Consider the following 20,812-nt stretch of genomic DNA (forward strand, 5'->3'; position numbering starts at 1 on the left):
GTCATCGCGAGCAAGCTCGCTCCCACAATGATTGGAGGTGAATGCAATTGTTGTGAACGCCACATAACCCTGTGGGAGCGAGCTTGCTCGCGATAGGGCCATCAGCCCCACCGGACGATCCGGATCAAACCCCGGTCTTCGGTGACTTCAACGAATCATTGCCCGTAACCGTCGCGGTTTTGGTCGCCGCCTCGGCATTGGCTTTCATCTGGCTCAGTTCTTCACCCGCCCGCTGGATTTTCGCCCGCACGTTGTTCATGTCCTGACGGCCTTTCTCCAGCAGGCTTTTCGCCGAGCTGTGGCCGGTAATACCACGGGCCAGGGCCACGCCGCCGATGGCCACCTGGATCAGGCCAAAGATCCCGCCACGACGCAGGCCCTTGCCCACCATCACCACACCGCCGGCCAGGGAGCCGACGCGTTCCCAGCCCTGCACGTTCTGCTCGGAAGGGCTCTGGAACGGGGTGGATTCGATACGCTCGACGCGTTTGAGTTCGCTCATGGTCTGTCTCCAGGCTTCAGGGATCGATAGTCAAGCTGACAGCCGGGGCGGGCAGCTCGTTCAATCGGATGTGCGGCGATTAGCGGAATTTTGGCCCGGAGCGGGTATTGAGCCCCTTGGACAGGCGGTCGTAGAGCACGACGTTGACCGTGGCGGCCAGGTTCATGCAACCGGTGGTCGGAATGTAGACCACGTCCTCACACCAGTCGCGAATTTCTTTATCCAGCGATCCGTCTTCCGGGCCGAAGATGTAGAGCGCGCGATCCGGGTGGGTGTATTCCGGCAGTGGGCGGGCGCCCTCGACCAGTTCCACGGCGACGGGCACGCAATTGAGGGGCAGGATTTTCTTCAGGTCGTCGATGCCGATCAGCGGGATGTCGTAGTGCACGCGCTTGGTATCGGTGACGAAGTCGGCGGCGCGCTCATAGCGCTTGCCGGTGTAGAACACCGACGCCACGCCATAACAGCCAGCGGCGCGCATCACCGAACCGACGTTCTCCGGTGATTTGGGGTTATACAAACCAATGCAGCTGTACCGTTTGTCTGCCACGAGCGGGGTGCCTTTCGGGAAAAAAGCGCGATTATACGGGGATTGGGGCAGGGGTGGTCAGTTTGAGATTGGTGGTGTTTGAGCGATTGCTATCGCGAGCAAGCTCGCTCCCACAGTTGACCGAGGTGTCCTGACGGACGCAGAACAATGTGGGAGCGAGCTTGCTCGCGATGAGGCCAGATCAGGCGCTGAAAATCTTCAGTCTTCTTTCTTCATCAACCCCGCCAACGCCGCAAACGGGTTGTGCGTGGCTTTGGCGATTTTCGGCGTGCTCAGCGAGCCTTCGTCGAAATACTGCTGGTCGGTATAACGCGAGTGCTCGTTATCGTGGCAGTACAGGCACAACAGCTCCCAGTTCGAGCCGTCCTGCGGGTTGTTGTCGTGGTTGTGGTCGCGGTGGTGCACGGTCAGTTCGCTCAGGCGCTTGCCGGAGAATTCACGGGCGCAGCGGCCACAGACGTGCGGGTACATCTTCAGGGCCTTGTCGCGGTAGCCCATTTCCTTGTCGCGCTGGTTGTCGGCGAGGATGCGATCCAGCTTCGAGGTGTTGGTCGGGGTGGACGAACTCATGGGTTCACCTTTGTTGAAAGACTGATGACGGTTATAGGGTGAAGTTTAGCCTAGCCCTTGAGCTTCTCGGCAATCCAGATGGTGTGGCGGGTGCCCTTGTTGCCGTGGGCGAAGACCTGCACTTCCTCGGCCTTGAAACCCGCCTTCTTCAGTTTGTCGGAAAATTGTCGGTCAGCGCTGGCCGACCAGACGGCCAGCACGCCTTTCGGTCTCAGGGCCTTGGCACAGGCGCTCAGGCCGCCGGCGGAGTACAGCCAGCTGTTGGCTTTCTGGGTCAGGCCTTCGGGACCGTTGTCGACGTCGAGCATGATGGCATCGAAACCCTGGGGCTCGGCCTGCAGGACTTTGGCCACGTCTTCCATGCGAATCACGGTCCGCGGGTCTTGAAGCGGGTTTCCGGCTTTCTCGCCGAGTGGCCCGCGATTCCATTCCACAACGCCAGGCACTAATTCAGCGACCACCACTTCGGCGGTCTTGCCCAGGTGCTTGAGCGCCGAAGCGAGGGTGAAACCCATGCCCAGGCCGCCGATGAGTACCCGCGAATTCGGCCGACCGGCGACCTTGCGACACGGGATCTCGGCCAGGGCATCTTCGGAGCCGTGCATGCGCGTGTTCATCAATTGTCCGCCGTCGCCGCCCTGGATCTTGATGACAAAATCCTCGCCATATTCGAACAGGCACAGGGCGCCGCCGTTTTCAGGGATGGGGGTGGTGTCCAGCAGAACGAAACGTTTCATGGGGCTCACTTGAAGAAAATTGGCAGAACTCGGGAGGGCAAACAGACGCAGTTGGGAGTAGCCTGTTTATGACGACAAGGCCAACGGAGCCATTGATGAAGCGCACCATTCTAACGGTCATTGCCCTGGCCGCGCTCTCGATAACTGCAGTGCAGGCGCAACAGCTGCAATCGATTCCCGTCAGCCCCGCGCCGATGCCCGGCTCGCCCGGCACCGCGACGCCCACGCCTTACCCGCAGATCAGCCCGGCGCCTTTGCCTAAAGTCGGCCCCGGCAGTAGTGGTCCGCCGTTGGTGCCGATCGAAATGCCGAGCCCGCCGACCAAGGACCAGCCCGTGCCGGGGCTGGAGCCCAATCTGCCGAAATCCAAGTCGCCGGGCGGCTAGACCTGCTGCGAAAGCAGTTGGCCGTCGGCCATGCGCAGGCGTTTGGAGAGGGACACGGCGAGAGCGCGGATGATTTTGGCGGCGATTTTCGGTGCGTCGTTGAGCATCTTTTCCAGCGAGTCCTTGCCCAGGTTGAGCAACTGGCAGTTGCTCGCGGCTACGCAACTGGCTGAGCGCCGTTCGCCATCAAGCACGGCCATTTCGCCGAATGAGCGGCCGCTGCGCAAGGTGGCGATGGTGACTCGTTGCCCGTCAGCGGTGGTTTTTTGCACCGCCACCTGACCGGTGTGGATGATGCACATGAAGCTGCCGGCATCGCCCTCCTGAAAGATCTCCTCGCCCTGGGTAATGGTGCTGATACTGAAGTAGCCCGAAGCCGCGGCGAAGTCCGCCGGCAACAGTTGATTGAACAGGCCGCAATCCATTAGCCAGTCGCGAATTTCGTTGTTCAGAAAGGTTGGTTCAGACATGTCGTCACGGTCTTTTTTGTGATTGTTGCTGACTCGAATTTGAATTCACCGAAAATCCCTTGTGGGAGCGAGCTTGCTCGCGATTGCGGCTTCACAGGCAACAGTAATGTTGATTGTGCTGACGCCATCGCGAGCAAGCTCGCTCCCACGGGGTACAGGTGTTGTATCGGCCGCCGGTGTCAGGAGTTAAGACCGGCACAACGCGCCAGGTTCCTCAGGCAATACCCAGAACCTTGAACAAAAATGCATATTCGAGTGCTACGTCACGCAATCCCTGATATCGACCGCTCATCCCGCCATGTCCGGCACCCAGTTCAGTCTTGAGCAGCAGGGGATTGCTGTCGGTCTTGGTCGCGCGCAATTTCGCCACCCACTTGGCCGCTTCCCAGTACTGCACGCGGCTGTCGTTGTAGCCGGCGATCACCAGGGTCGCCGGATAAGCTTGCGCGGTGACGTTTTCGTACGGGGCGTAGGCCTTGATCCGATCATGGACGCCCGGTTCTTCAGGGTTGCCCCACTCGTCGTATTCCGTCACGGTCAATGGCAGGTCAGGGTCGAGCATGGTGTTGAGTACGTCGACGAACGGCACTTCGGCGATGGCGGCGCCAAACAGCTCTGGCCGTTGGTTGAGCACTGCGCCGATCAGCAAGCCACCGGCGCTGCCACCACTGATCGCCAACTGCGGTGCAGTGGTGAAGCCTTGGGCGATCAGGTGTTCGGCACAGGCGATAAAGTCGCTGAAGGTGTTGTGCTTGTGCTCCTGCTTGCCGGCGCGATACCAGGCTTCCCCCAGTTCGCCGCCGCCACGCACGTGGGCAATGGCAAACGCCATGCCGCGATCCAGCAGGCTCAGGCGCGCATGGGAAAACCACGGGTCGAGGCTTTCGCCGTAGGCACCATAGCCGTAGAGGTACAGCGGCACGGGTTTGCCGAGGTCTGCACGATTGATCACCAGGCTGATCGGCACTTGAGTACCATCCGGCGCGGTGGCCCACAGGCGTTGGCTGACGTAGGCGTCGGCATCGAACGGGCCGAGCACCGGGGTTTGCTTGAGGACTTTCTGCTCGCCGGTTGCCAGTTCAAGCTGACGGATTTGCGCCGGACGGTTCAATGCCTCGTAACGCAGGCGAATCCGGTCGCTTTCGAACTCCAGGCTGTTTTGCACGTGCAGGCTGTAGGCCGCATCCGGCAGTTGCACGCGATAAGGCGGCAGGCCTTGTGGGTGAACTTCAATGACCGGCAAGCCGCCAACCCGCAGGCTCAGGGTCATGGCCCCGGTGTTCAGGCTGATGCCGTCGATCATCACCGTGTCGCTGTGGGGGATCAGGTTCTGCCAGTCGGCTTCGGTGGGCGCGGCGCCGGTATCGACAGCGGTGTACAAGGCGAAATTGATGCCGTCACGGTTGCTGCGAATGAACCAGGTCCATTGTCCGTCGAGTACGCCGTGGTCGACGTCGTACTCATGATCCTCGACCCGTGGCGCGATGCAGGTAAAGGCTTGCAGCGGCTGGTTGGCGTCGAGGACCCAGGCTTCGCTGGTGGTCTTGCTGCCCACGGACAGCAGCAATTGTTGCTCGGAGCTTGAACGGTAGCAATGCATGAAGAAGCGACCGTCCGGCTCATGGAACACTTCTTCGGCCGCCGTGCCGTCCAGGCGATAGCGGTATAGCTTGTGCGGGCGATGGGTGTCGTCCAGTTCGCCAAAGAACAGCGTCAGGCTGTCGTTGGCCCAGGTCATGCTGCCGTCGCAGTCCTGGAATTCCAGTTCGCTGACACGGCCTTCGGACAATTCCTTCACGAACAGCGTGTAAATCTCCTCGCCACTGGAGTCGATGCTGTAGGCCAGACGCTGATGGTCCGGGCTGATGCTGAACGCACCCAGGGAAAAGAAGCCGCCGTTGGCCAGTTCGTTGGGGTCCAGCAGCAGTTGTTCGCGGCTTTCGTCGAGGGTCAGGCTGTCATCGGCCGGACGCGGGCAGCGGTAGTGCCGGGCGTACTCATCGCCCGCCGTGGTGCGGGTGTAATACAGATACGGTCCCCACGGCGAGGGCAGGGACAGGTCGGTCTCGAGAATCCGCCCCTTGATCTCTTCGAACAGGGTTTCGCGCAGCCCGGCCTGGTCGGCGGTTTGCGCCTCCTGATAGCTGTTTTCGGCTTTCAGGTAGTCGAGCACTGCCTTGGTGTCGCGCTCTTGCAGCCAGGCATACGGGTCGGAGCCTTCAGCCTTGTGGGCGATCGGAGCGTCGTGAATGTTGGCGGATAGGGGCATGAAGGGCTCTCGAACAGTGTACGGAATAGGGGCTTGGCAACCTGGATAGCGCCCAACAGTCAGGCATTGATGCAGCCTGATGGGCGAAAAGCCGTTATCATAAGCGCCTCTTTGCCTGCCTTGCCATGGACACCATGACCGAGAACGACTATCTGATCGCTTGGGGCCTCTACGCCTTCGCCGCTTTGGGCTGCCTGTTGGTGTGGATGCGCTTGACCCGCTGGATGTGGCGTTGGCTGCGTGAGCCACTGCGGCTGGCGATGGTCGTGCTGCTGTTCAGCCCGACCATCATCGACCCGGTGAAGGACAAAGTCGCACCGGCTGTCGCCATTACCGCGCTCGACCTGCTGTTCAAGGTCGGCAATAACGCCTGGCGGGCGATTTCCGATCTGTTCATGTACGGCATGATCGCGTTCGGCCTCTATCTGGTGCTGGTGGCGATCCGTTTCCCCATCGAACGCGCCTCCAACGCCCGCAAGGAGCGTGAGGCTGCCACCAAAGCCGCCGTCCGCGCCGAAGAGCCTGAGGATGATCAACCGTTCGGCGGTGCCGGCGATGATCGTTACGGTCGTCCGCCCGTGCCGAGCAATCCTCAGCGGATGCGAGTCGAACCCCGTCTGTAACCTTGCCCCTGCGATTGAGCGAGAGTCCGAGCATGTGTGAGTTATTGGGCATGAGCGCCAATGTCCCGACCGATATCGTGTTCAGCTTCACCGGGCTGATGCAGCGCGGCGGACGCACCGGCCCGCACCGCGATGGCTGGGGCATTGCCTTCTATGAAGGCCGTGGGCTGCGGTTGTTCCAGGACCCGGCGGCGAGCTGCGAGTCGGAAGTCGCGAACCTGGTGCAGCGCTATCCAATCAAGAGCGAAGTGGTGATCGGGCACATCCGCCAGGCTAACGTCGGCAAGGTCTGCCTGTCCAACACGCATCCGTTCGTCCGAGAGCTGTGGGGGCGCAACTGGTGTTTCGCCCATAACGGCCAGTTGGCGGACTTCCAGCCAGTGGCCAGTTTCTATCGCCCGGTTGGGGATACCGACAGTGAAGCGGCGTTCTGCGATTTGCTCAATCGTGTGCGTGCGGCGTTCCCCGAGCCGGTCGAAGTCGAAGCGTTGCTGCCTGATCTGGTGGCTGCTTGCGCCGAATACCGCAGCAAAGGCGTGTTCAATTGCCTGCTCAGCGACGGCGACTGGCTGTTCTGCTATTGCTCGACCAAACTGGCGCAAATCACCCGTCGCGCACCGTTTGGCCCGGCACGCTTGAAAGATGTCGACGTGATCGTCGATTTTCAGGCCGAAACCACGCCGAACGATGTGGTAACCGTCATCGCCACCGAACCCCTGACCGAAAACGAAACCTGGACCCGCTACGAACCGGGTCAATGGAGCCTGTGGCGACGCGGTGAATGCGTCAGCCAGGGCCAGACCTCATAAGGATTCAACCCCCATGTTGCTCAGTTATCTACGGCTGGTGTTGTTTGCGGCGGGTCTGTTGATCGGTGTCCAGGTGCCGGGCTTCATCAGCGATTACGTCAAGCGGGTCGAAGCGCACCTGATCGAGGCGCAGGCTGGTTTGAGCGGCTTCCAGAACACCGCCAATCAGTTCTTCAAGGGTGACATGCAGGCTCTGGTCGCGCATTACCGCGCCAGTGAAGACCCGATCTTTCGCAGCGATGCCGACAGCCTGAGCAACCTGCTGACCCGTCAACTGGCGCTGGACAAGCAATTCCAGGCGATGCAGGGCCCGTGGTACATCCGCTTCCTGCAAGTAGTGCTGGCCGCCGATCCGGACATCCGCAAGGAAACCTGGAATGGCTACAGCTACCAGATCCTGTTGACGCCCGAAGCGATGGTCTGGGGCATGAGCGGCGCGTTGTTGCTGTCGTTCGGGATCGAGTGCCTGTTCCGTCTGATCGACTGGGTGGTGTTGGGCGGCAAGCGTCTGCGCCAGAGCCGGCCGATCGAAGAGCGGGATTTGCGCGGCTTGTAACACCGTTGAACGTCAAGGAGCCGGCAAGCCGGCTCCTTGCTTGATTACCAATCTATCGAATAGGTCATGCTCAAGGTACGGCCTTCGGCGTTGGGGAATGGCGCTTTGGCGTTGGCCTGGGCGAACAGGTTGACGTACGTGCGGTTGGTCAGGTTGTACACCCCGCCTTCCAGACGACCGACCGGCAAGTACACGGAGCCGAGCAGGTCCACCAGCGTATAGCCTTCGATGTCGCGCCCGTTGTTGTCCTTGGCGGCAGCGTCGTAACTGGCCAGGTGCATGCCTTGCAGGCGCAGGGTGTAGTCGTCTTCGGCGTAGCCGACGAACAGCGTGGTCTTGGCCGGTGAAATGCGTGTCGCCGGCAGATCGATCCATTTCCCGTTCTGCTCGGTCTCGCCTTTGGCCCAGGCATAGGTGCCACCTACCGACCAGTGATCGGTCGCGAGGTAGGTCAGGCTGTTTTCGATGCCGCGAACCCGCTCCTTCTGGTTGATCAGACGCAAGACACGGTTATTGGCATCGTAGAACTGAGTCACGTCCGAGGTGTTTTCATAGACGGTGACGTCGGCCTGCCACCGGTCCCAGTCACCGCGCCAGCCCAGCTCATAGCTGTCGACCTTGATGGCCTGGGCGTTGAGGCTCTGGATGTCGAAGGTGCTGTTCACGTCACGCAAGAAGCGCTGGATGTCCGGCAGCGAAAACCCCTGGCTGTAATTGGCGAAGACGTCCTGATGTTCACTCAGGTGATAGACCGCGCCCAGGTTATAGAGCGTAGCGTCGTACTTGAGGGTGTCACCGGGCAGGATGGCACGTACGCCGGTCTGGACGATCTGACCGTAAGCGATGCTGTCGGAGACCTCGCTTTCGATCCATTCGCGGCGCACACCGCCACGCAAGGTCCAGTCTCCGATGTCCCAGGACATCTGTCCGAACAGCGCCTTGGTGGTGGTTTCGATATCCGGGCCCATCTCGTAAGTGGTGCCGGTCTTGGTGTAGGTCAGCCCTTTGAGGGTGTATTGGTCACCGCGCTGGCGGGAGCGTTCGTGATCGTAGTCGGCGCCCCAGACCAGGTTGCCCGTGGCGCTGCCGATGGCCGGCAATGGCGTGTCGATGGCCGCACGCAGGCCGTATACATCCTGCACGCTGTTGTTGTCGGCGATCCCGGCCTTGCCCCGCGACAGGTCCGGGAAGAACAGCGCGTCGGCCCGGCGCCAGTAGCTTTCCAGTTGCAGGCCCTGGCCGTAGAAGTCGTTGTCGGTGTAGTTGAGGTTGGCCGCCTGGTTATGAGTGTAGGGCTGGTCGTCGAGTTTCAGTCCTTTGACCGCCACGGCCTCTTTCAGGTTTTTCGGGTCTTTTGTGTAGTCAGTGTCCTGCTGGTCCTTGTAGTCCTGCAGCGACAGGCTGAGTTTTTTATCGGCATCCAGTTCGTAACCGAAACGACCCTGCAGGTCATAGGTGTCGGTGTCCATGTTGCTGCCCTGGGATGTGTCCTGAGGGATGCGATTGCCGTTGCCGTCGTACTGATCGTTGCGCTGGGTCAGGTCGGCGGACAGGTACCAGTCCAGGGCATCCTTGCGCCCGGTCGCACTCTGAAAGGCCTCGTAGGCGAAACCCTTGCTGTTGAGGTTGTTGCCGGTGGTCAGGCCCAGTTTGCTGCTGTAGGCAAGGTCCTGACCCTGGTTGCGCTTGGTGATGATGTTGATGATGCCGCCCGAAGCACCGGCTCCATAAATGCTGCTGGCGCCGGAAACCACCTCGATGCGTTCGATACTGGCCGGTGCGATGCTGTTGAGTTGGCGGAAGTTGTCGCGCGTGGCGTTCTGCGACACGCCGTCGATCAACACCAGCATGTTGCGCCCGCGCAGGGTCTGGCCGAAGTTGCTCATCCCGCCGCTGGACGGCGCCAGGCCGGGAACCAGTTGCCCAAGGATGTCGGAGACCCGACGCCCGGCGCCACTCTGTTGGCGGATCTGCTGTTCGTCGATTACCTGGACCGAGCCTGGAATCGAGGCAATGGTCGCTTCGCTACGCGTCGCGGAAACGACGGTGGCCTGCATGTTCAATGTGCCGGGTTGCTGGTCGGTATCCTCGGCCCAGGCCTGGGCGCTGACGGAGCCGAGCAACGGAATCAACAGGGAAAGTTTGGTTCGGTTCATGAGGTGGTCTTTTTCTTAGTCGTGACAAGTGTGGGGAGACAAGATTGCGGGGGCAGGCGTAGAGGTGAATGAGCGCACCCGGCGGATTCCGATGGCGGCCAGGGCGTAGGCGACGGGGAGCAGTGCGCATTGCCAGATGCCCCAGAGCAACCGGCTGACGAGAAACCCAGCCATTCGTTAGCCAGTGCCGTGGCCACCAGCGTCAGGGCGCAGAGCCAGGCAACGCCCTCGATGAGGCGCAAGGTGTAAGCCGGATCAGGCGTTGCAAGCAGCGCTGCGCGGCGGGCGCCGGGGCATTGCTCAAAGGGTCGAGGGTGATGCGGCGGGACTGGAAGGCCGGAGTGCCGAGGGCTTGGCTCCAGTGTGAGAGCAATTGCTGCTGTTTTTGCGTGTAAGCGCGAATCAAGTCCGATTCCTTCTGGACGGTGGTTTAGCTGAATGCGCGCAGAGAATACATTTTCAAAATATTAATGCAAATGATAGTAATTGATATTTATGGCGCGAGGCGCACCTTTTCAGAGTCTTGCCAGGGGTTTACTCAAGACCATGTAGCGCTCTCCCACCTTCCGCGCATACTCCTCCAGCACCTGCTGACACAACGCCACAATCTCCTCGACCCACTCAACGCCCACTCGCCACGACACCACCACCTGCAGGTCGGGTGGTCGCTGATCGATGTCCAGCAGGGTCAACTCCCCCCGTGCCAGCTCTTCGGCCACCAGCACCGGCGGCAACGCGCCGATGCCAAAGCCGTCGCGCAGCAGCCGGGTAATCGCCGACACCGAGTTCACGCAGTTCAGACGTGGCGCCGTCACGCCATTGGCCTGCATCAGGGCGAGCACTTCCTGATGCGGGTGAGAGTTTTTCGAGTAGGTAATGATCCGCTCTTTCGCCAGATCGGCGACGCCTGAATACTCACGGTTGTACAGGGAATTGCTGGCGACAATCCAGCCCATGGGGTGGCTGGCCAGTTCCAGGCTGCGCACGCTTTCCTGGCGCAGCAGGTCGGTCTGCAGAATCACATCGAGGAAGCCTTTTTGCAGCTGATCGCAGAGGTTGAGCGAGGTATCGGCCACCAGTTCGATTTCCACCAGCGGGTAGTGATCGGTCATCTGCGCCACCAACGGGCTGAGCCAGGTATGGATCACCGTGTCCATCACGCCGATGCGCACCCGTCCGGCCTTGCTCGAGCGGGTCTCGATCGACTGCTTGAGTGCCTGCATGGTGTCCATCATCTGCTCGGCGTAATCGAGCACCTTGAGGCCTTCGGGTGTCAGGCTCACGCCGCGCGAATCCCGCAGAAACAGCTTTACCCCCAGCTCGCCTTCAAGCACTGCGATGCGGCTGGAAATCGAAGCCTGAGTGGTGAAGAGCTTGTCGGCGGTCAGGCGGAAACTCTTGAGTCGGGCGACCCAGACGAAGGTCTCGAGAAACTTCAGGTTCATGGGATAAAGATTTCTTATGTCTAAGGCGGGTTTTTATTAGTTGGACGCAGTAGGGGCGCGCGTCCAAAAATCGACGCATCCGGTTCCCACGATAGGCGTCGTCGGGGCTCAGAACAATACCAATAAAATCAGCGCGGAGATTTGCCATGAGTGCGCCCGACACCACCGCCATCCCGAAAGCCTCGGCCCGCCCGGGACCTTTCGACTGGTATCGCAACATCAATCAGCAGGAACGCCGCACCTTCTGGAGCTGCAAGATCGGCTATGGCCTGGACGGCATGGACACCCAGATGCTCAGCTTCGTGGTGCCGACCCTGATTGCCATGTGGGGCATCACCACCGGCCAGGCCGGGCTGATTCACACCAGCACGCTGATCGCTTCAGCCATCGGTGGCTGGGTGGCGGGGATTCTGTCCGATCGCATCGGTCGTGTGCGCACCTTGCAACTGACCGTGCTGTGGTTTGCTTTCTTCACCTTCCTCTGCGGCTTTGCCCAGAGCTACGAGCAACTGCTGATTGCCCGCACGTTGATGGGCTTCGGTTTCGGCGGCGAGTGGACGGCCGGCGCGGTGCTGATGGGCGAGGTGATTCGTGCCCAGGACCGTGGCAAGGCTGTTGGCATGGTGCAATCCGGCTGGGCGCTGGGTTGGGGGCTGACGGCGATTCTGTATGCGCTGCTGTTCTCGGTATTGCCACCGGAAGACGCCTGGCGCGCGCTGTTCATCCTCGGCATCGTGCCGGCGATTTTCGTGATCTTCGTTCGCCGGTTGGTGAAAGACCCGGAAATCTACCGTGAGGCCAAGGCTAAACAGGAGCCGAGCAACCCGTCGAAGTTCTACGAGATTTTCGCCCCCGACATGCTCTTCACCACGATTCGCGCTTCGTTGCTGACCACCGGCGCTCTGGGCGGCTACTACGCGATCACGTCCTGGTTGCCGACTTTCCTGAAGAACGAACGCGGTTTGAGCGTACTCAATACCAGTGGTTATCTGGCGATGGTGATCGTCGGGTCCTACGTCGGTTATGTCATCAGCGCCTATTTGACCGACATCCTTGGACGTAAAAAGAACTTCATCCTGTTCGCCGTGGGCTCGTTCACCATTGTCTTGCTGTACACCCAACTGCCAGTCAGCAACGGCGTGATGCTGTGGCTGGGCTTTCCGCTGGGCTTCTTCGCCTCGGGGATTTTCAGTGGCATGGGGGCATTCCTGACCGAGTTGTTCCCCACACGCATTCGCGGTTCTGGCCAGGGTTTTTGCTACAACATCGGCCGGGCGCTGGCGGCGTTGTTCCCGCTGCTGATCGGCCTGCTCAGCCAGACCGTGCCGCTGAGTGTGGGCATCGGTGCCTTTGCGGCGGTTTCCTACGGCGTGGTGATCCTCGCGGCCCTGAGTTTGCCGGAAACCCGTGGCAAGCAACTCGACGCCCAGTAACTGATAACCTGCGGGGCTGTCTCATAGATATGTCCCGCAGCTAAAAAGAATAAAGCCTACAGGAGTGTTCAGCGTGAGCCGCCTGCTATTGAACTGCGACATCGGCGAGAGTTTCGGCAGCTGGACCATGGGTCTGGACGCGGAAATCATGCCCTTCATCGATTGCGCCAACATCGCCTGCGGTTTCCACGCCGGCGACCCGAGCATCATGCGCAAGACCGTCAGCCTGGCCCTCAGCCACGGTGTGCAAGTTGGCGCGCATCCGGCCTATCAGGACCTGGTGGGGTTTGGCCGTCGCTCCATGGCCTATGCCTCCCAGGAACTTCAAGACATTCTGCATTACCAGATCGGCGCCCTCGACGGCATCTGCCGGGCCCAGGGTGGGCGAGTCAGCTACGTCAAACCCCATGGCGCGATGTACAACGACATGATGGCCAACCCGGCACAACTGCGCGCCGTGCTGCAAGCGGTTGCGTCCTATGACCGCAACCTGCCATTGATGTTGATGGCCACCCGCGACAACAGTGCGGCCCAACAACTGGGCGATGAGTACGGCGTGACCCTGTGGTTCGAAGCATTCGCCGACCGCGCTTACGACAGCGCAGGCAGGCTGGTGTCGCGACAACTGCCGGGAGCGGTGCATCACGACCCGGAAAAAATCATCGAGCAGGCGCTGACCATTGCCCGTGGCGATCCGCTCACTGCCAGCGACGGCAGCGCCCTGCATTTACAGGCCAATACCCTGTGCGTGCACGGCGACAACGCCAGTTCGGTCGCTGCCGTGCAACGCATCCGTGAAGCCTTGAACCGGCAGAGCGCGTCATGAAACTGCGGGTAGAAGTGGTGGCGCTGGATTGCCTGATGGTGCGCCTGTTCGATGAAATTGCCGAAACCAACATGCCGTGGATGCTGGCGGCAAGTGAAAGTCTGCGCGCGGCATTCGCCGGGCATCTGATCGATCTGGTGCCGTCCTACACCACCTTGATGGTGCATTACGACTTGACCGCGCTGAGTCCTGCCCAGGCCCGGGAGTTGATTGCCCAGGCACTGATCGATCTGTCGCCCAATGCGCGTACTCGCGGCACCTGTCATGTGCTGCCAGTGTGGTACGACTTGAGCGTCGGTCCGGAATTGAACCTGTTGTCGCAACGCAGCGGGTTGGCGGTGGAGGAGGTGATCCGTCGTCACTGTGAGCGTGAATATCAGGTGTTTGCCCTGGGTTTTGCACCGGGCTTCGCCTTCATGGGGTTGGTGGAGGAGGTGCTCGCCGCGCCACGTCTGAACACGCCTCGCAAGAAAGTCGCCGCCGGCAGTGTCGGCATCGCCGAACGGCAGACGGCGGCCTACCCGGTGGTGTCGCCGGGCGGCTGGAACCTGATCGGCCGCACCCCGGCCAAATTGTTCGATCGCAACCGTGACGGCTATAGCCTGATGCAACCCGGTGACACTGTACGGTTCGAAGCGGTCGGCCATGCCGAATTCATTAACCTGGGCGGTGACGACACGCCACTGGAGGCCCAGGCATGAGCCGTCTGATGATTGAAGCAAGTACGGCGCTATGCCTGTTGCAGGACGCCGGTCGATTTGGCGTGCGGCATCTGGGTGTGACCCAGGGTGGAGCGGCCGATTGGCGTTCGATGTCCTGGGCCAACTGGCTGCTGGGCAACGGACTGGATGCGCCGGTAATCGAAATCACCCTCGGCGGGTTCACCGTCGTGGCCGAGGACGATTGCGTGCTGGCCTTGGCCGGAGCGGATCTAGGCGCGAAGGTGGATGGCGAGGCGTTGGCGCCTTGGCGCAGTTTCAGGTTGCACAAAGGCCAGCGTTTGCAATTCACCCAACCGCTGCTCGGTGCTCGCGCCTATCTGGCAGCGCCGGGTGGATTTGATGCACCAAAGGTGCTGGGCAGCAGTTCAACGGTAGTCCGGGAGGAACTCGGCGGCCTGGACGGAATGGGCCATGCGCTGGGTAAAGGCGCGTCATTGAGCTACTCGGGGAACTCGCTGGTATTGCTGCGGGAGTTGCCGAACGAATACGTGCCGGATTTCACCGGTGAGCCATTGCTGGATCTGGTGCTCGGTGCGCAGATTGGCGAGTTCAGCGGGCAGAGCCTGTTCGATGCGTTCAACAGCGTGTGGAGCCTCGACAGCCGGGCCGACCGGATGGGGATTCGCCTGCTGGGTAAGGCGCTGCAGTACCAGGGCAAACCGATGATTTCCGAAGGCATTCCGTTGGGGGCGGTCCAGGTGCCGCCTGACGGGCAGCCGATTGTGTTGCTCAATGATCGACAGACCATTGGTGGGTATCCGCGGTTGGGAGCGTTGACGCCGTTGGCGCTGGCGCGGCTGGCGCAGTGCTTGCCGGGGGGGCGGGTGCGGTTGCGGCCGGTGGTGCAGGATGTCGCCCATCGCGAACAAATCGAGTATTTACAGCGCTTCATTAACCGCTAAATGCTTCGCGAGCAGGCTCGCTCCCACATTGGATCTTTGCCATACATAAGACCCTGTGGGAGCGAGCCTGCTCGCGATGGGGCTCTAACGGGCGCCGCAGACTACTTGGAAAGAAACCGCATCCCTTCTTCCAACCCGCGAAGGGTCAACGGATACATCTGGTCCTCAATCAAATCCCGCACGATATTGGTCGACGAGGTATAGCCCCAGGTGTCCTTCGGATACGGGTTGATCCAGATGAGCTTCTTGTACTTCTCCTTGAACCGCTGCATCCACACGTAACCGGCTTCTTCGTTCCAGTGCTCGACGCTGCCGCCCGCCTGGGTGATTTCATAGGGCGCCATGGCGGCGTCACCGATGAAGATCACTTTGTAGTCGGCGCCGTACTTGTGCAGCAGGTCCATGGTCGAGGTGCGCTCGGAGGTGCGGCGCATGTTGTTCTTCCACACCGATTCATAAATGAAGTTGTGGAAGTAGAAGTACTCCAGATGCTTGAACTCGGTCTTGCAGGCCGAGAACAACTCCTCGCAAATCTTCACATGTGCGTCCATCGAGCCGCCGATGTCGAACAGCAGCAACAGCTTGACGGTGTTGCGTCGTTCCGGCCGCATCTGGATGTTCAGCAGGCCAGCATCCTTGGCGGTGTGGTCGATGGTGCCATCGATGTCCAGTTCTTCCGCCGCACCCTGCCGGGCAAACTTGCGCAAGCGCCGCAGGGCGACCTTGATGTTGCGCGTACCCAGTTCGACCGAGTCGTCGAGGTTCTTGTATTCGCGTTGGTCCCAGACCTTGGCCGCCTTGCCCTGGCGCTTGCCGGCATCGCCGACCCGAATGCCTTCCGGGTTGAAGCCACCGGAGCCGAACGGGCTGGTGCCACCGGTGCCGATCCACTTGTTGCCACCGGCGTGGCGTTCCTTCTGTTCTTCGAGGCGTTTCTTGAACTCTTCGATCAGCTTGTCCAGGCCACCCAGGGACTGGATCGCCGCCCGTTCTTCATCGGTCAGCGAGCGCTCGAATTCCTTGCGCAGCCAGTCTTCCGGAATCAGCGCCTGCAGGTGGTCGTCGAGTTTTTCCAGGCCATTGAAGTAGGCACCGAACGCACGGTCGAACTTGTCGAAATGCTTTTCGTCCTTCACCAGGATCGTCCGGGACAGGTAATAGAACTCGTCCATGTCGGCGAAGGTCACGCGCTGTTTCAGCGCGTTGATCAGGTCCAGCAGCTCACGCACCGAGACCGGCACCTTGGCTGCGCGCATTTCATTGAACAGGTTGAGCAGCATGGCATCAGCCTCTTAGCGGGTGCCGCGACGGCTCATGAACGCCAGACGCTCCAGCAGTTGCACGTCCTGTTCGTTCTTCACCAAAGCGCCGGCCAGCGGCGGGATGGCTTTGGTCGGATCGCGTTCACGCAGCACCGCTTCGCCGATGTTGTCGGCCATCAGCAGCTTCAGCCAGTCCACCAGCTCGGAGGTCGAAGGCTTCTTCTTCAGGCCCGGCACCTTGCGCACGTCGAAGAACACGTCCAGCGCTTCGCTGACCAGGTCTTTCTTGATGTCCGGGTAATGCACGTCGACGATCCGCTGCATCGTGACACGGTCCGGGAAGGCGATGTAGTGGAAGAAGCAGCGGCGCAGGAACGCGTCCGGCAGCTCTTTCTCGTTGTTGGAGGTAATGATGATGATCGGGCGCTTCTTGGCCTTGATGGTCTCGTCGATTTCGTAAACGTAGAACTCCATTTTGTCGAGTTCTTGCAGCAGGTCGTTGGGGAATTCGATGTCGGCCTTGTCGATTTCGTCGATCAGCAGGATGACCCGTTCTTCGGACTCGAAAGCTTCCCAGAGCTTGCCCTTTTTCAGGTAGTTGCGAACGTCGTGAACCTTTTCCGTGCCCAGTTGCGAGTCGCGCAGGCGGCTGACCGCGTCGTACTCGTACAGGCCTTGATGGGCCTTGGTGGTGGACTTGATGTGCCAGGTGATCAGCTTGGCGCCAAAGGATTCGGCCAGTTGCTCGGCGAGCATGGTCTTGCCGGTGCCCGGTTCGCCCTTGACCAGCAACGGCCGCTCCAGAGTGATGGCGGCGTTGACCGCCAGCTTCAGGTCATCGGTGGCGACGTAGGCCTGGGTGCCTTCGAACTTCATCTGCTAATCCTCGAACGGTAACGCCGACCTGAACGAGGCAGGGCGGGGGCGCAATAAAATGGTCAGCCCCGACTATAACGCGGTGCCCGGTCGACTGTGAACGCAGACGGCTTATTCAGTCTCTGAATGGGGCGTCACATCTTGACCCAGTCTCGGTAACAGGCCAGCATAGAGATATCGCCATTTTGGCGATAGCATGCCGGGCATGTCTACAAAATACCGATTTCGAGATACATACCGCATTCAGTTGCGCGAAAAGGATCATCCACCGCCGCACGTTCATCTGACGGGTGGCGGGCTGGATGTCATGTTGAGCCTGGAAACTGTCGAAGTGATGGTGGGCAAGGCACCGCCGCTGATTCTCAGGGAAGCTCTGGAGTGGGTCAGAGCCAACCAGACTCAATTGCTGGAGGATTGGAAACGATGCTACCCATGAAACGACCACGGCTATCGGCAGTGCAAGCGTTGTCGGATTATCGTTTGGCGCTGACATTTATCGATGGCCAGCAACTGCTGCTCGATTTGAGCCGCGACCTGCATGCCTATCCAGGCCTGCAACCTTTACAGGGAGTCGCTTTTGAATATGCAGCGTTGGGTGACGATGGCTGGAGTGTCGAATGGCCTGAACTCGATATCCAGATTGGTGCAGACACTCTCTACCTGGATGCCTTGGCGCAAAATGCAGCCGACGAGAACACCCGAATCTTTATCGATTGGCGTGCTCGCACCGGGTTATCGCTTAATCAGGCGGCTGAAGCGCTGGGGGTCAGTACCCGTAGCATCACCCGATACAGCAGTGGTCGCGAAGCGGTGCCGCGATCGTTAGCCTTGGCCTGCCTGGGTTGGGATTTCCTGCAGCAGCAATCGAATTCATCCCGAGCGGCAGAAGACACTGGCCGGTACATCGTCACGCGCAAAAACTAGCCTGCATCCGGCTTGGGCCGTTCACACCGTGCAGTGAATGCCGGTATGAATCCATTGCGTAAAATCTGCAAAAAAGCCTGGAATGCGCTGACATCTTGCTGATGCACGTTACCCTTGAGTTCGACCCGTGTCGCAAACTGGTTTTTGCCCTGGTTTTTCAAGACGGTCTCGGTACTGCCGACGAGGGCTTCCCAAATCGAGCGGAACAGTCCTTTGTCCTTGTTTTCCACATCCTGCTGCCAGTTGAACACATCGACATCGCGCAGTAGTGGCTTGATATAGCCAGTCAGTCGCCCATGTTCGCCAACCGCTCATTGAGGTAGTCGCGCACCAGACAGGGCAATGCGATGTGGAGCGTTATCAGCAGCACAATCAGGCCGATGAGGGGCCGCAGGGGCCAACTGTATCGACGTTTCATGGTGGAAAATTTCTGACGATCCAAAGCCATTGACTGCACTGACAAGCGGACGTTCGACCTGACTGGACGCCTGCGGGCAAGAGGGCTTACCTTGATGCCCTATTTCAATGCTGTCGTTAAGGACCCAGCCATGAGCCGCATTTTCGCTGACAACGCCCACTCCATCGGCAATACGCCGCTGGTGCAGATCAATCGCATTGCGCCGCGTGGTGTGACCATCCTGGCCAAGATCGAAGGGCGCAACCCCGGTTACTCGGTCAAGTGCCGGATCGGTGCGAACATGATCTGGGATGCCGAGAGCAGTGGCAAACTCAAGCCGGGCATGACCATCGTGGAACCCACCTCCGGCAATACCGGCATCGGCCTGGCCTTCGTGGCCGCCGCCCGTGGCTACAAACTGATGCTGACCATGCCGGCGTCCATGAGTATCGAACGCCGCAAGGTGCTCAAGGCACTGGGCGCCGAACTGGTGTTGACCGAGCCGGCCAAAGGCATGAAGGGCGCGATCGAGAAAGCCGGTGAAATCGTTGCCGGCGACCCGTCGAAGTACTTCATGCCGGCGCAATTCGACAACCCGGCCAACCCGGCCATCCACGAAAAAACCACCGGCCCCGAAATCTGGAACGATACCGACGGCGCGGTCGACGTGCTGGTGGCAGGCGTCGGAACCGGTGGAACCATCACCGGGGTTTCACGGTATATCAAGAATACCCAGGGCAAGCCGATACTCTCAGTAGCGGTGGAGCCGGCGGTGTCGCCGGTGATCACCCAGGCCCTGGCCGGTGAGGAGATCAAGCCAAGCCCGCATAAAATCCAGGGCATCGGTGCCGGTTTTGTGCCGAATAACCTCGATTTGTCGATCGTCGATCGGGTGGAGTTGGTCAGTGACGAAGAGTCCAAGGCCATGGCCTTGCGCTTGATGCAGGAAGAAGGAATCTTGTGCGGGATTTCCTGCGGCGCCGCCATGGCAGTGGCTGTTCGGCTGGCCGAGACCCCGGAAATGCAGGGCAAGACCATCGTCGTGATCCTGCCGGATTCCGGTGAACGTTACCTGTCGAGCATGCTGTTCAGTGATCTGTTTACCGAACAGGAGAATCAGCAGTAAGCACTAAACATTGGTGGATCGCGGCTGACGATGATGGCTGAGGCGTTATCGCTGGTTGCGATCTATTGATCTGGTCCGGTTGATGATGGATTTGCATCAGCCAGCGTTCAGGCGTCTTATGTTAAGAAATGTTTTGTTGCACATTCATTAACAATGAATGTTGAAAAGTGCAGGTTTTTCACCGGGTCGGTAGTGTTTATCATGCTGGCAGCCAAGTCGGGCAATGGACGTGGCGCAGCGTCGTTTATCTTCAAAGGAGTTGTTGATGACCTTATCGTTTGCCGCGAAGGCCTCGTTGTTGCTGCTGTTTCTCGGCAGCACCCTCTATGTGCATTTACGCGGTAAGGCGCGCTTGCCGGTTTTGCGCCAGTTCGTGAACCATTCGGCACTGTTCGCCCCCTATAACGCCTTGATGTACCTGTTTTCCAGTGTGCCCTCGAAACCGTATCTGGATCGCAGCAAGTTCCCGGAACTGGATGTGCTCAAGGACAACTGGGAGGTGATTCGCGACGAGGCGATGCACTTGTTCGACGAGGGGTATATCCGCGCGGCGGCAAAGAACAACGACGCCGGTTTCGGCTCATTCTTCAAGAAGGGCTGGAAGCGTTTCTATCTCAAGTGGTATGACGAACCGCTGCCTTCCGCCGAAGCCCTGTGCCCGAAAACCGTGGAACTGGTCAGTAGCATTCCCAACGTCAAAGGTGCCATGTTCGCGCTGCTGCCGGGTGGCAGCCACCTCAACCCGCATCGTGATCCGTTTGGCGGCTCCCTGCGTTATCACTTGGGCCTGTCCACCCCCAATTCCGATGATTGCCGCATCTTTGTCGACGGTCAGGTTTACGCCTGGCGCGATGGTGAAGACGTGATGTTCGACGAGACCTACGTGCACTGGGTCAAGAATGAAACGGAAAAGACTCGCGTCATCCTGTTCTGCGACATCGAACGTCCGCTGAGCAATCGCTTAATGACCCGCATCAACCGCAGCATCAGCGCCTGGCTGGGTCGCGCCACCGCCCCTCAGAACCTGGACGACGAACGTGTGGGCGGGATCAACCGGGCCTACGCCTGGAGCAAGAACTCCAGCGATAAATTCAGTGGCGTGGTCAAGCAATGGAAGCGGCGTAATCCCAAGGCCTACCGTGTACTGCGCCCGGTACTGGCGGTGATGGTGCTGACGTTGTTGGGGTATTGGTTGTTTGGCTGAAGCCGGATACAGAACAGCAAAACCGCTCGTTGTGAGCGGTTTTTTTATTTGTGCGCCAGGCATGGCG

General features: G+C 60.0%; 23 protein-coding genes and 2 pseudogenes. 12 read left to right on the forward strand and 13 right to left on the reverse strand.

All coding sequences use genetic code 11. The annotated features are described in order from the left end of the window. Positions 1–124: 124 nt before the first annotated feature. From VC35_RS27545 to VC35_RS27560, 4 genes are all read right to left on the reverse strand, one after another. Positions 125–502, reverse strand: a complete 378-nt coding sequence (locus VC35_RS27545) for a YgaP family membrane protein (RefSeq protein ID WP_046043855.1) — start codon at positions 500–502, stop codon at positions 125–127. Positions 503–581: 79 nt separating this feature from the next. Further along, positions 582–1,052, reverse strand: coding sequence for an RNA methyltransferase (locus tag VC35_RS27550; RefSeq protein ID WP_046043857.1), 471 nt, complete (start codon positions 1,050–1,052; stop codon positions 582–584). Between the two features lie 198 nt (positions 1,053–1,250). After that, positions 1,251–1,622 (reverse strand): YajD family HNH nuclease, encoded by a 372-nt coding sequence (locus VC35_RS27555; RefSeq protein WP_007898702.1) that lies wholly within the window; start codon positions 1,620–1,622, stop codon positions 1,251–1,253. Positions 1,623–1,672: 50 nt separating this feature from the next. After that, entirely contained in the window at positions 1,673–2,359 is a 687-nt protein-coding gene (locus VC35_RS27560) for a spermidine synthase (protein WP_046043858.1), read from the reverse strand. A gap of 95 nt (positions 2,360–2,454) precedes the next feature. On the opposite strand from VC35_RS27560, the gene VC35_RS27565 reads away from it, so the two are divergent. Beyond that, a complete protein-coding gene (locus VC35_RS27565; RefSeq protein WP_046043860.1) occupies positions 2,455–2,745 on the forward strand; it encodes a hypothetical protein in 291 nt (96 codons plus the stop codon). On the opposite strand, the gene VC35_RS27570 is transcribed toward VC35_RS27565, so the two are convergent. Together VC35_RS27570 and VC35_RS27575 are read right to left on the reverse strand one after the other, a co-directional pair. Continuing rightward, positions 2,742–3,215, reverse strand: a complete 474-nt coding sequence (locus VC35_RS27570; RefSeq protein WP_046043861.1) for a cyclic nucleotide-binding domain-containing protein — start codon at positions 3,213–3,215, stop codon at positions 2,742–2,744. The genes VC35_RS27565 and VC35_RS27570 overlap by 4 nt on opposite strands. A 214-nt stretch (positions 3,216–3,429) precedes the next feature. Continuing rightward, a complete protein-coding gene (locus VC35_RS27575) occupies positions 3,430–5,484 on the reverse strand; it encodes a S9 family peptidase (protein ID WP_046043862.1) in 2,055 nt (684 codons plus the stop codon). A 125-nt stretch (positions 5,485–5,609) separates the two neighbouring features. Here VC35_RS27575 and VC35_RS27580 point away from each other — a divergent pair, with 125 nt between their 5' ends. The 3 genes from VC35_RS27580 to VC35_RS27590 are packed head-to-tail and all read left to right on the forward strand — an operon-like array spanning position 5,610 to position 7,472. Further along, the gene (locus VC35_RS27580; RefSeq protein WP_015096369.1) at positions 5,610–6,107 is read left to right on the forward strand and encodes a hypothetical protein; all 498 of its coding nucleotides are present in this window, start codon (positions 5,610–5,612) and stop codon (positions 6,105–6,107) included. A 32-nt stretch (positions 6,108–6,139) separates the two neighbouring features. Then, positions 6,140–6,916, forward strand: a complete 777-nt coding sequence (locus VC35_RS27585; RefSeq protein WP_046043863.1) for a class II glutamine amidotransferase — start codon at positions 6,140–6,142, stop codon at positions 6,914–6,916. 13 nt (positions 6,917–6,929) lie between these two features. Next, entirely contained in the window at positions 6,930–7,472 is a 543-nt protein-coding gene (locus VC35_RS27590; RefSeq protein ID WP_046043865.1) for a DUF2937 family protein, read from the forward strand. A gap of 44 nt (positions 7,473–7,516) precedes the next feature. Here the strand turns inward: VC35_RS27590 and VC35_RS27595 are convergent, their stop codons facing one another. The 3 genes and pseudogenes from VC35_RS27595 to VC35_RS27600 form a co-directional block, all read right to left on the reverse strand. Beyond that, positions 7,517–9,628 (reverse strand): TonB-dependent receptor, encoded by a 2,112-nt coding sequence (locus VC35_RS27595; protein WP_046043866.1) that lies wholly within the window; start codon positions 9,626–9,628, stop codon positions 7,517–7,519. A gap of 15 nt (positions 9,629–9,643) precedes the next feature. Next, positions 9,644–9,882 (reverse strand): annotated as a pseudogene (locus VC35_RS30150) (hypothetical protein); the annotation flags it as partial. Between the two features lie 261 nt (positions 9,883–10,143). Further along, complete coding sequence (locus VC35_RS27600) at positions 10,144–11,073, reverse strand: LysR family transcriptional regulator (RefSeq protein ID WP_046043868.1); 930 nt, start codon at positions 11,071–11,073, stop codon at positions 10,144–10,146. Positions 11,074–11,219: 146 nt separating this feature from the next. Here VC35_RS27600 and VC35_RS27605 point away from each other — a divergent pair, with 146 nt between their 5' ends. The 4 genes from VC35_RS27605 to VC35_RS27620 all read left to right on the forward strand — a co-directional run bounded on the left by VC35_RS27605 (position 11,220) and on the right by VC35_RS27620 (position 14,956). Continuing rightward, entirely contained in the window at positions 11,220–12,506 is a 1,287-nt protein-coding gene (locus VC35_RS27605) for an MFS transporter (RefSeq protein WP_046043869.1), read from the forward strand. A gap of 73 nt (positions 12,507–12,579) precedes the next feature. Next, positions 12,580–13,332, forward strand: coding sequence for a 5-oxoprolinase subunit PxpA (locus VC35_RS27610; protein WP_046043870.1), 753 nt, complete (start codon positions 12,580–12,582; stop codon positions 13,330–13,332). Beyond that, positions 13,329–14,033 (forward strand): 5-oxoprolinase subunit B family protein, encoded by a 705-nt coding sequence (locus tag VC35_RS27615; protein WP_046043871.1) that lies wholly within the window; start codon positions 13,329–13,331, stop codon positions 14,031–14,033. Before VC35_RS27610 ends, VC35_RS27615 begins: the two co-directional genes overlap by 4 nt. Then, positions 14,030–14,956, forward strand: coding sequence for a 5-oxoprolinase subunit C family protein (locus VC35_RS27620; protein ID WP_046043872.1), 927 nt, complete (start codon positions 14,030–14,032; stop codon positions 14,954–14,956). The genes VC35_RS27615 and VC35_RS27620 overlap by 4 nt, the downstream gene beginning before the upstream one ends. Positions 14,957–15,057: 101 nt before the next feature. Here VC35_RS27620 and VC35_RS27625 read toward each other — a convergent pair whose 3' ends face one another. Together VC35_RS27625 and VC35_RS27630 are read right to left on the reverse strand one after the other, a co-directional pair. Beyond that, positions 15,058–16,236, reverse strand: a complete 1,179-nt coding sequence (locus VC35_RS27625) for a vWA domain-containing protein (protein WP_046043874.1) — start codon at positions 16,234–16,236, stop codon at positions 15,058–15,060. A gap of 12 nt (positions 16,237–16,248) precedes the next feature. Next, positions 16,249–17,094 (reverse strand): AAA family ATPase, encoded by an 846-nt coding sequence (locus VC35_RS27630; protein WP_007984829.1) that lies wholly within the window; start codon positions 17,092–17,094, stop codon positions 16,249–16,251. A gap of 205 nt (positions 17,095–17,299) precedes the next feature. On the opposite strand from VC35_RS27630, the gene VC35_RS27635 reads away from it, so the two are divergent. Together VC35_RS27635 and VC35_RS27640 are read left to right on the forward strand one after the other, a co-directional pair. Beyond that, on the forward strand, positions 17,300–17,530 hold the full coding sequence (locus VC35_RS27635) for a DUF4160 domain-containing protein (RefSeq protein ID WP_046043879.1): 231 nt from the start codon (positions 17,300–17,302) through the stop codon (positions 17,528–17,530). Further along, positions 17,518–18,018 carry a DUF2442 domain-containing protein gene (locus VC35_RS27640; RefSeq protein WP_046043875.1) on the forward strand — a complete coding sequence of 167 codons (501 nt, stop codon included), beginning with the start codon at positions 17,518–17,520 and terminating at the stop codon, positions 18,016–18,018. The genes VC35_RS27635 and VC35_RS27640 overlap by 13 nt, the downstream gene beginning before the upstream one ends. Here the strand turns inward: VC35_RS27640 and VC35_RS27645 are convergent. Both VC35_RS27645 and VC35_RS30155 read right to left on the reverse strand, forming a co-directional pair. Beyond that, positions 18,015–18,314 (reverse strand): annotated as a pseudogene (locus VC35_RS27645) (DUF748 domain-containing protein); the annotation flags it as partial. The gene VC35_RS27640 and the pseudogene VC35_RS27645 sit on opposite strands and share 4 nt — an antisense overlap. Beyond that, the gene (locus VC35_RS30155; protein WP_259674453.1) at positions 18,305–18,436 is read right to left on the reverse strand and encodes a hypothetical protein; all 132 of its coding nucleotides are present in this window, start codon (positions 18,434–18,436) and stop codon (positions 18,305–18,307) included. The pseudogene VC35_RS27645 and the gene VC35_RS30155, both read right to left, overlap by 10 nt. A gap of 130 nt (positions 18,437–18,566) precedes the next feature. On the opposite strand from VC35_RS30155, the gene cysK reads away from it, so the two are divergent. Then, positions 18,567–19,541: a cysteine synthase A gene (cysK, locus tag VC35_RS27650; RefSeq protein WP_046043877.1), complete on the forward strand. Its 975-nt coding sequence runs from the start codon at positions 18,567–18,569 to the stop codon at positions 19,539–19,541. A gap of 265 nt (positions 19,542–19,806) precedes the next feature. Beyond that, positions 19,807–20,745 carry an aspartyl/asparaginyl beta-hydroxylase domain-containing protein gene (locus VC35_RS27655; protein ID WP_046043878.1) on the forward strand — a complete coding sequence of 313 codons (939 nt, stop codon included), beginning with the start codon at positions 19,807–19,809 and terminating at the stop codon, positions 20,743–20,745. Positions 20,746–20,812 lie beyond the last annotated feature (67 nt).

This window comes from Pseudomonas fluorescens, assembly GCF_000967965.1.
GTDB classification, from domain to species: domain Bacteria; phylum Pseudomonadota; class Gammaproteobacteria; order Pseudomonadales; family Pseudomonadaceae; genus Aquipseudomonas; species Aquipseudomonas grandcourensis.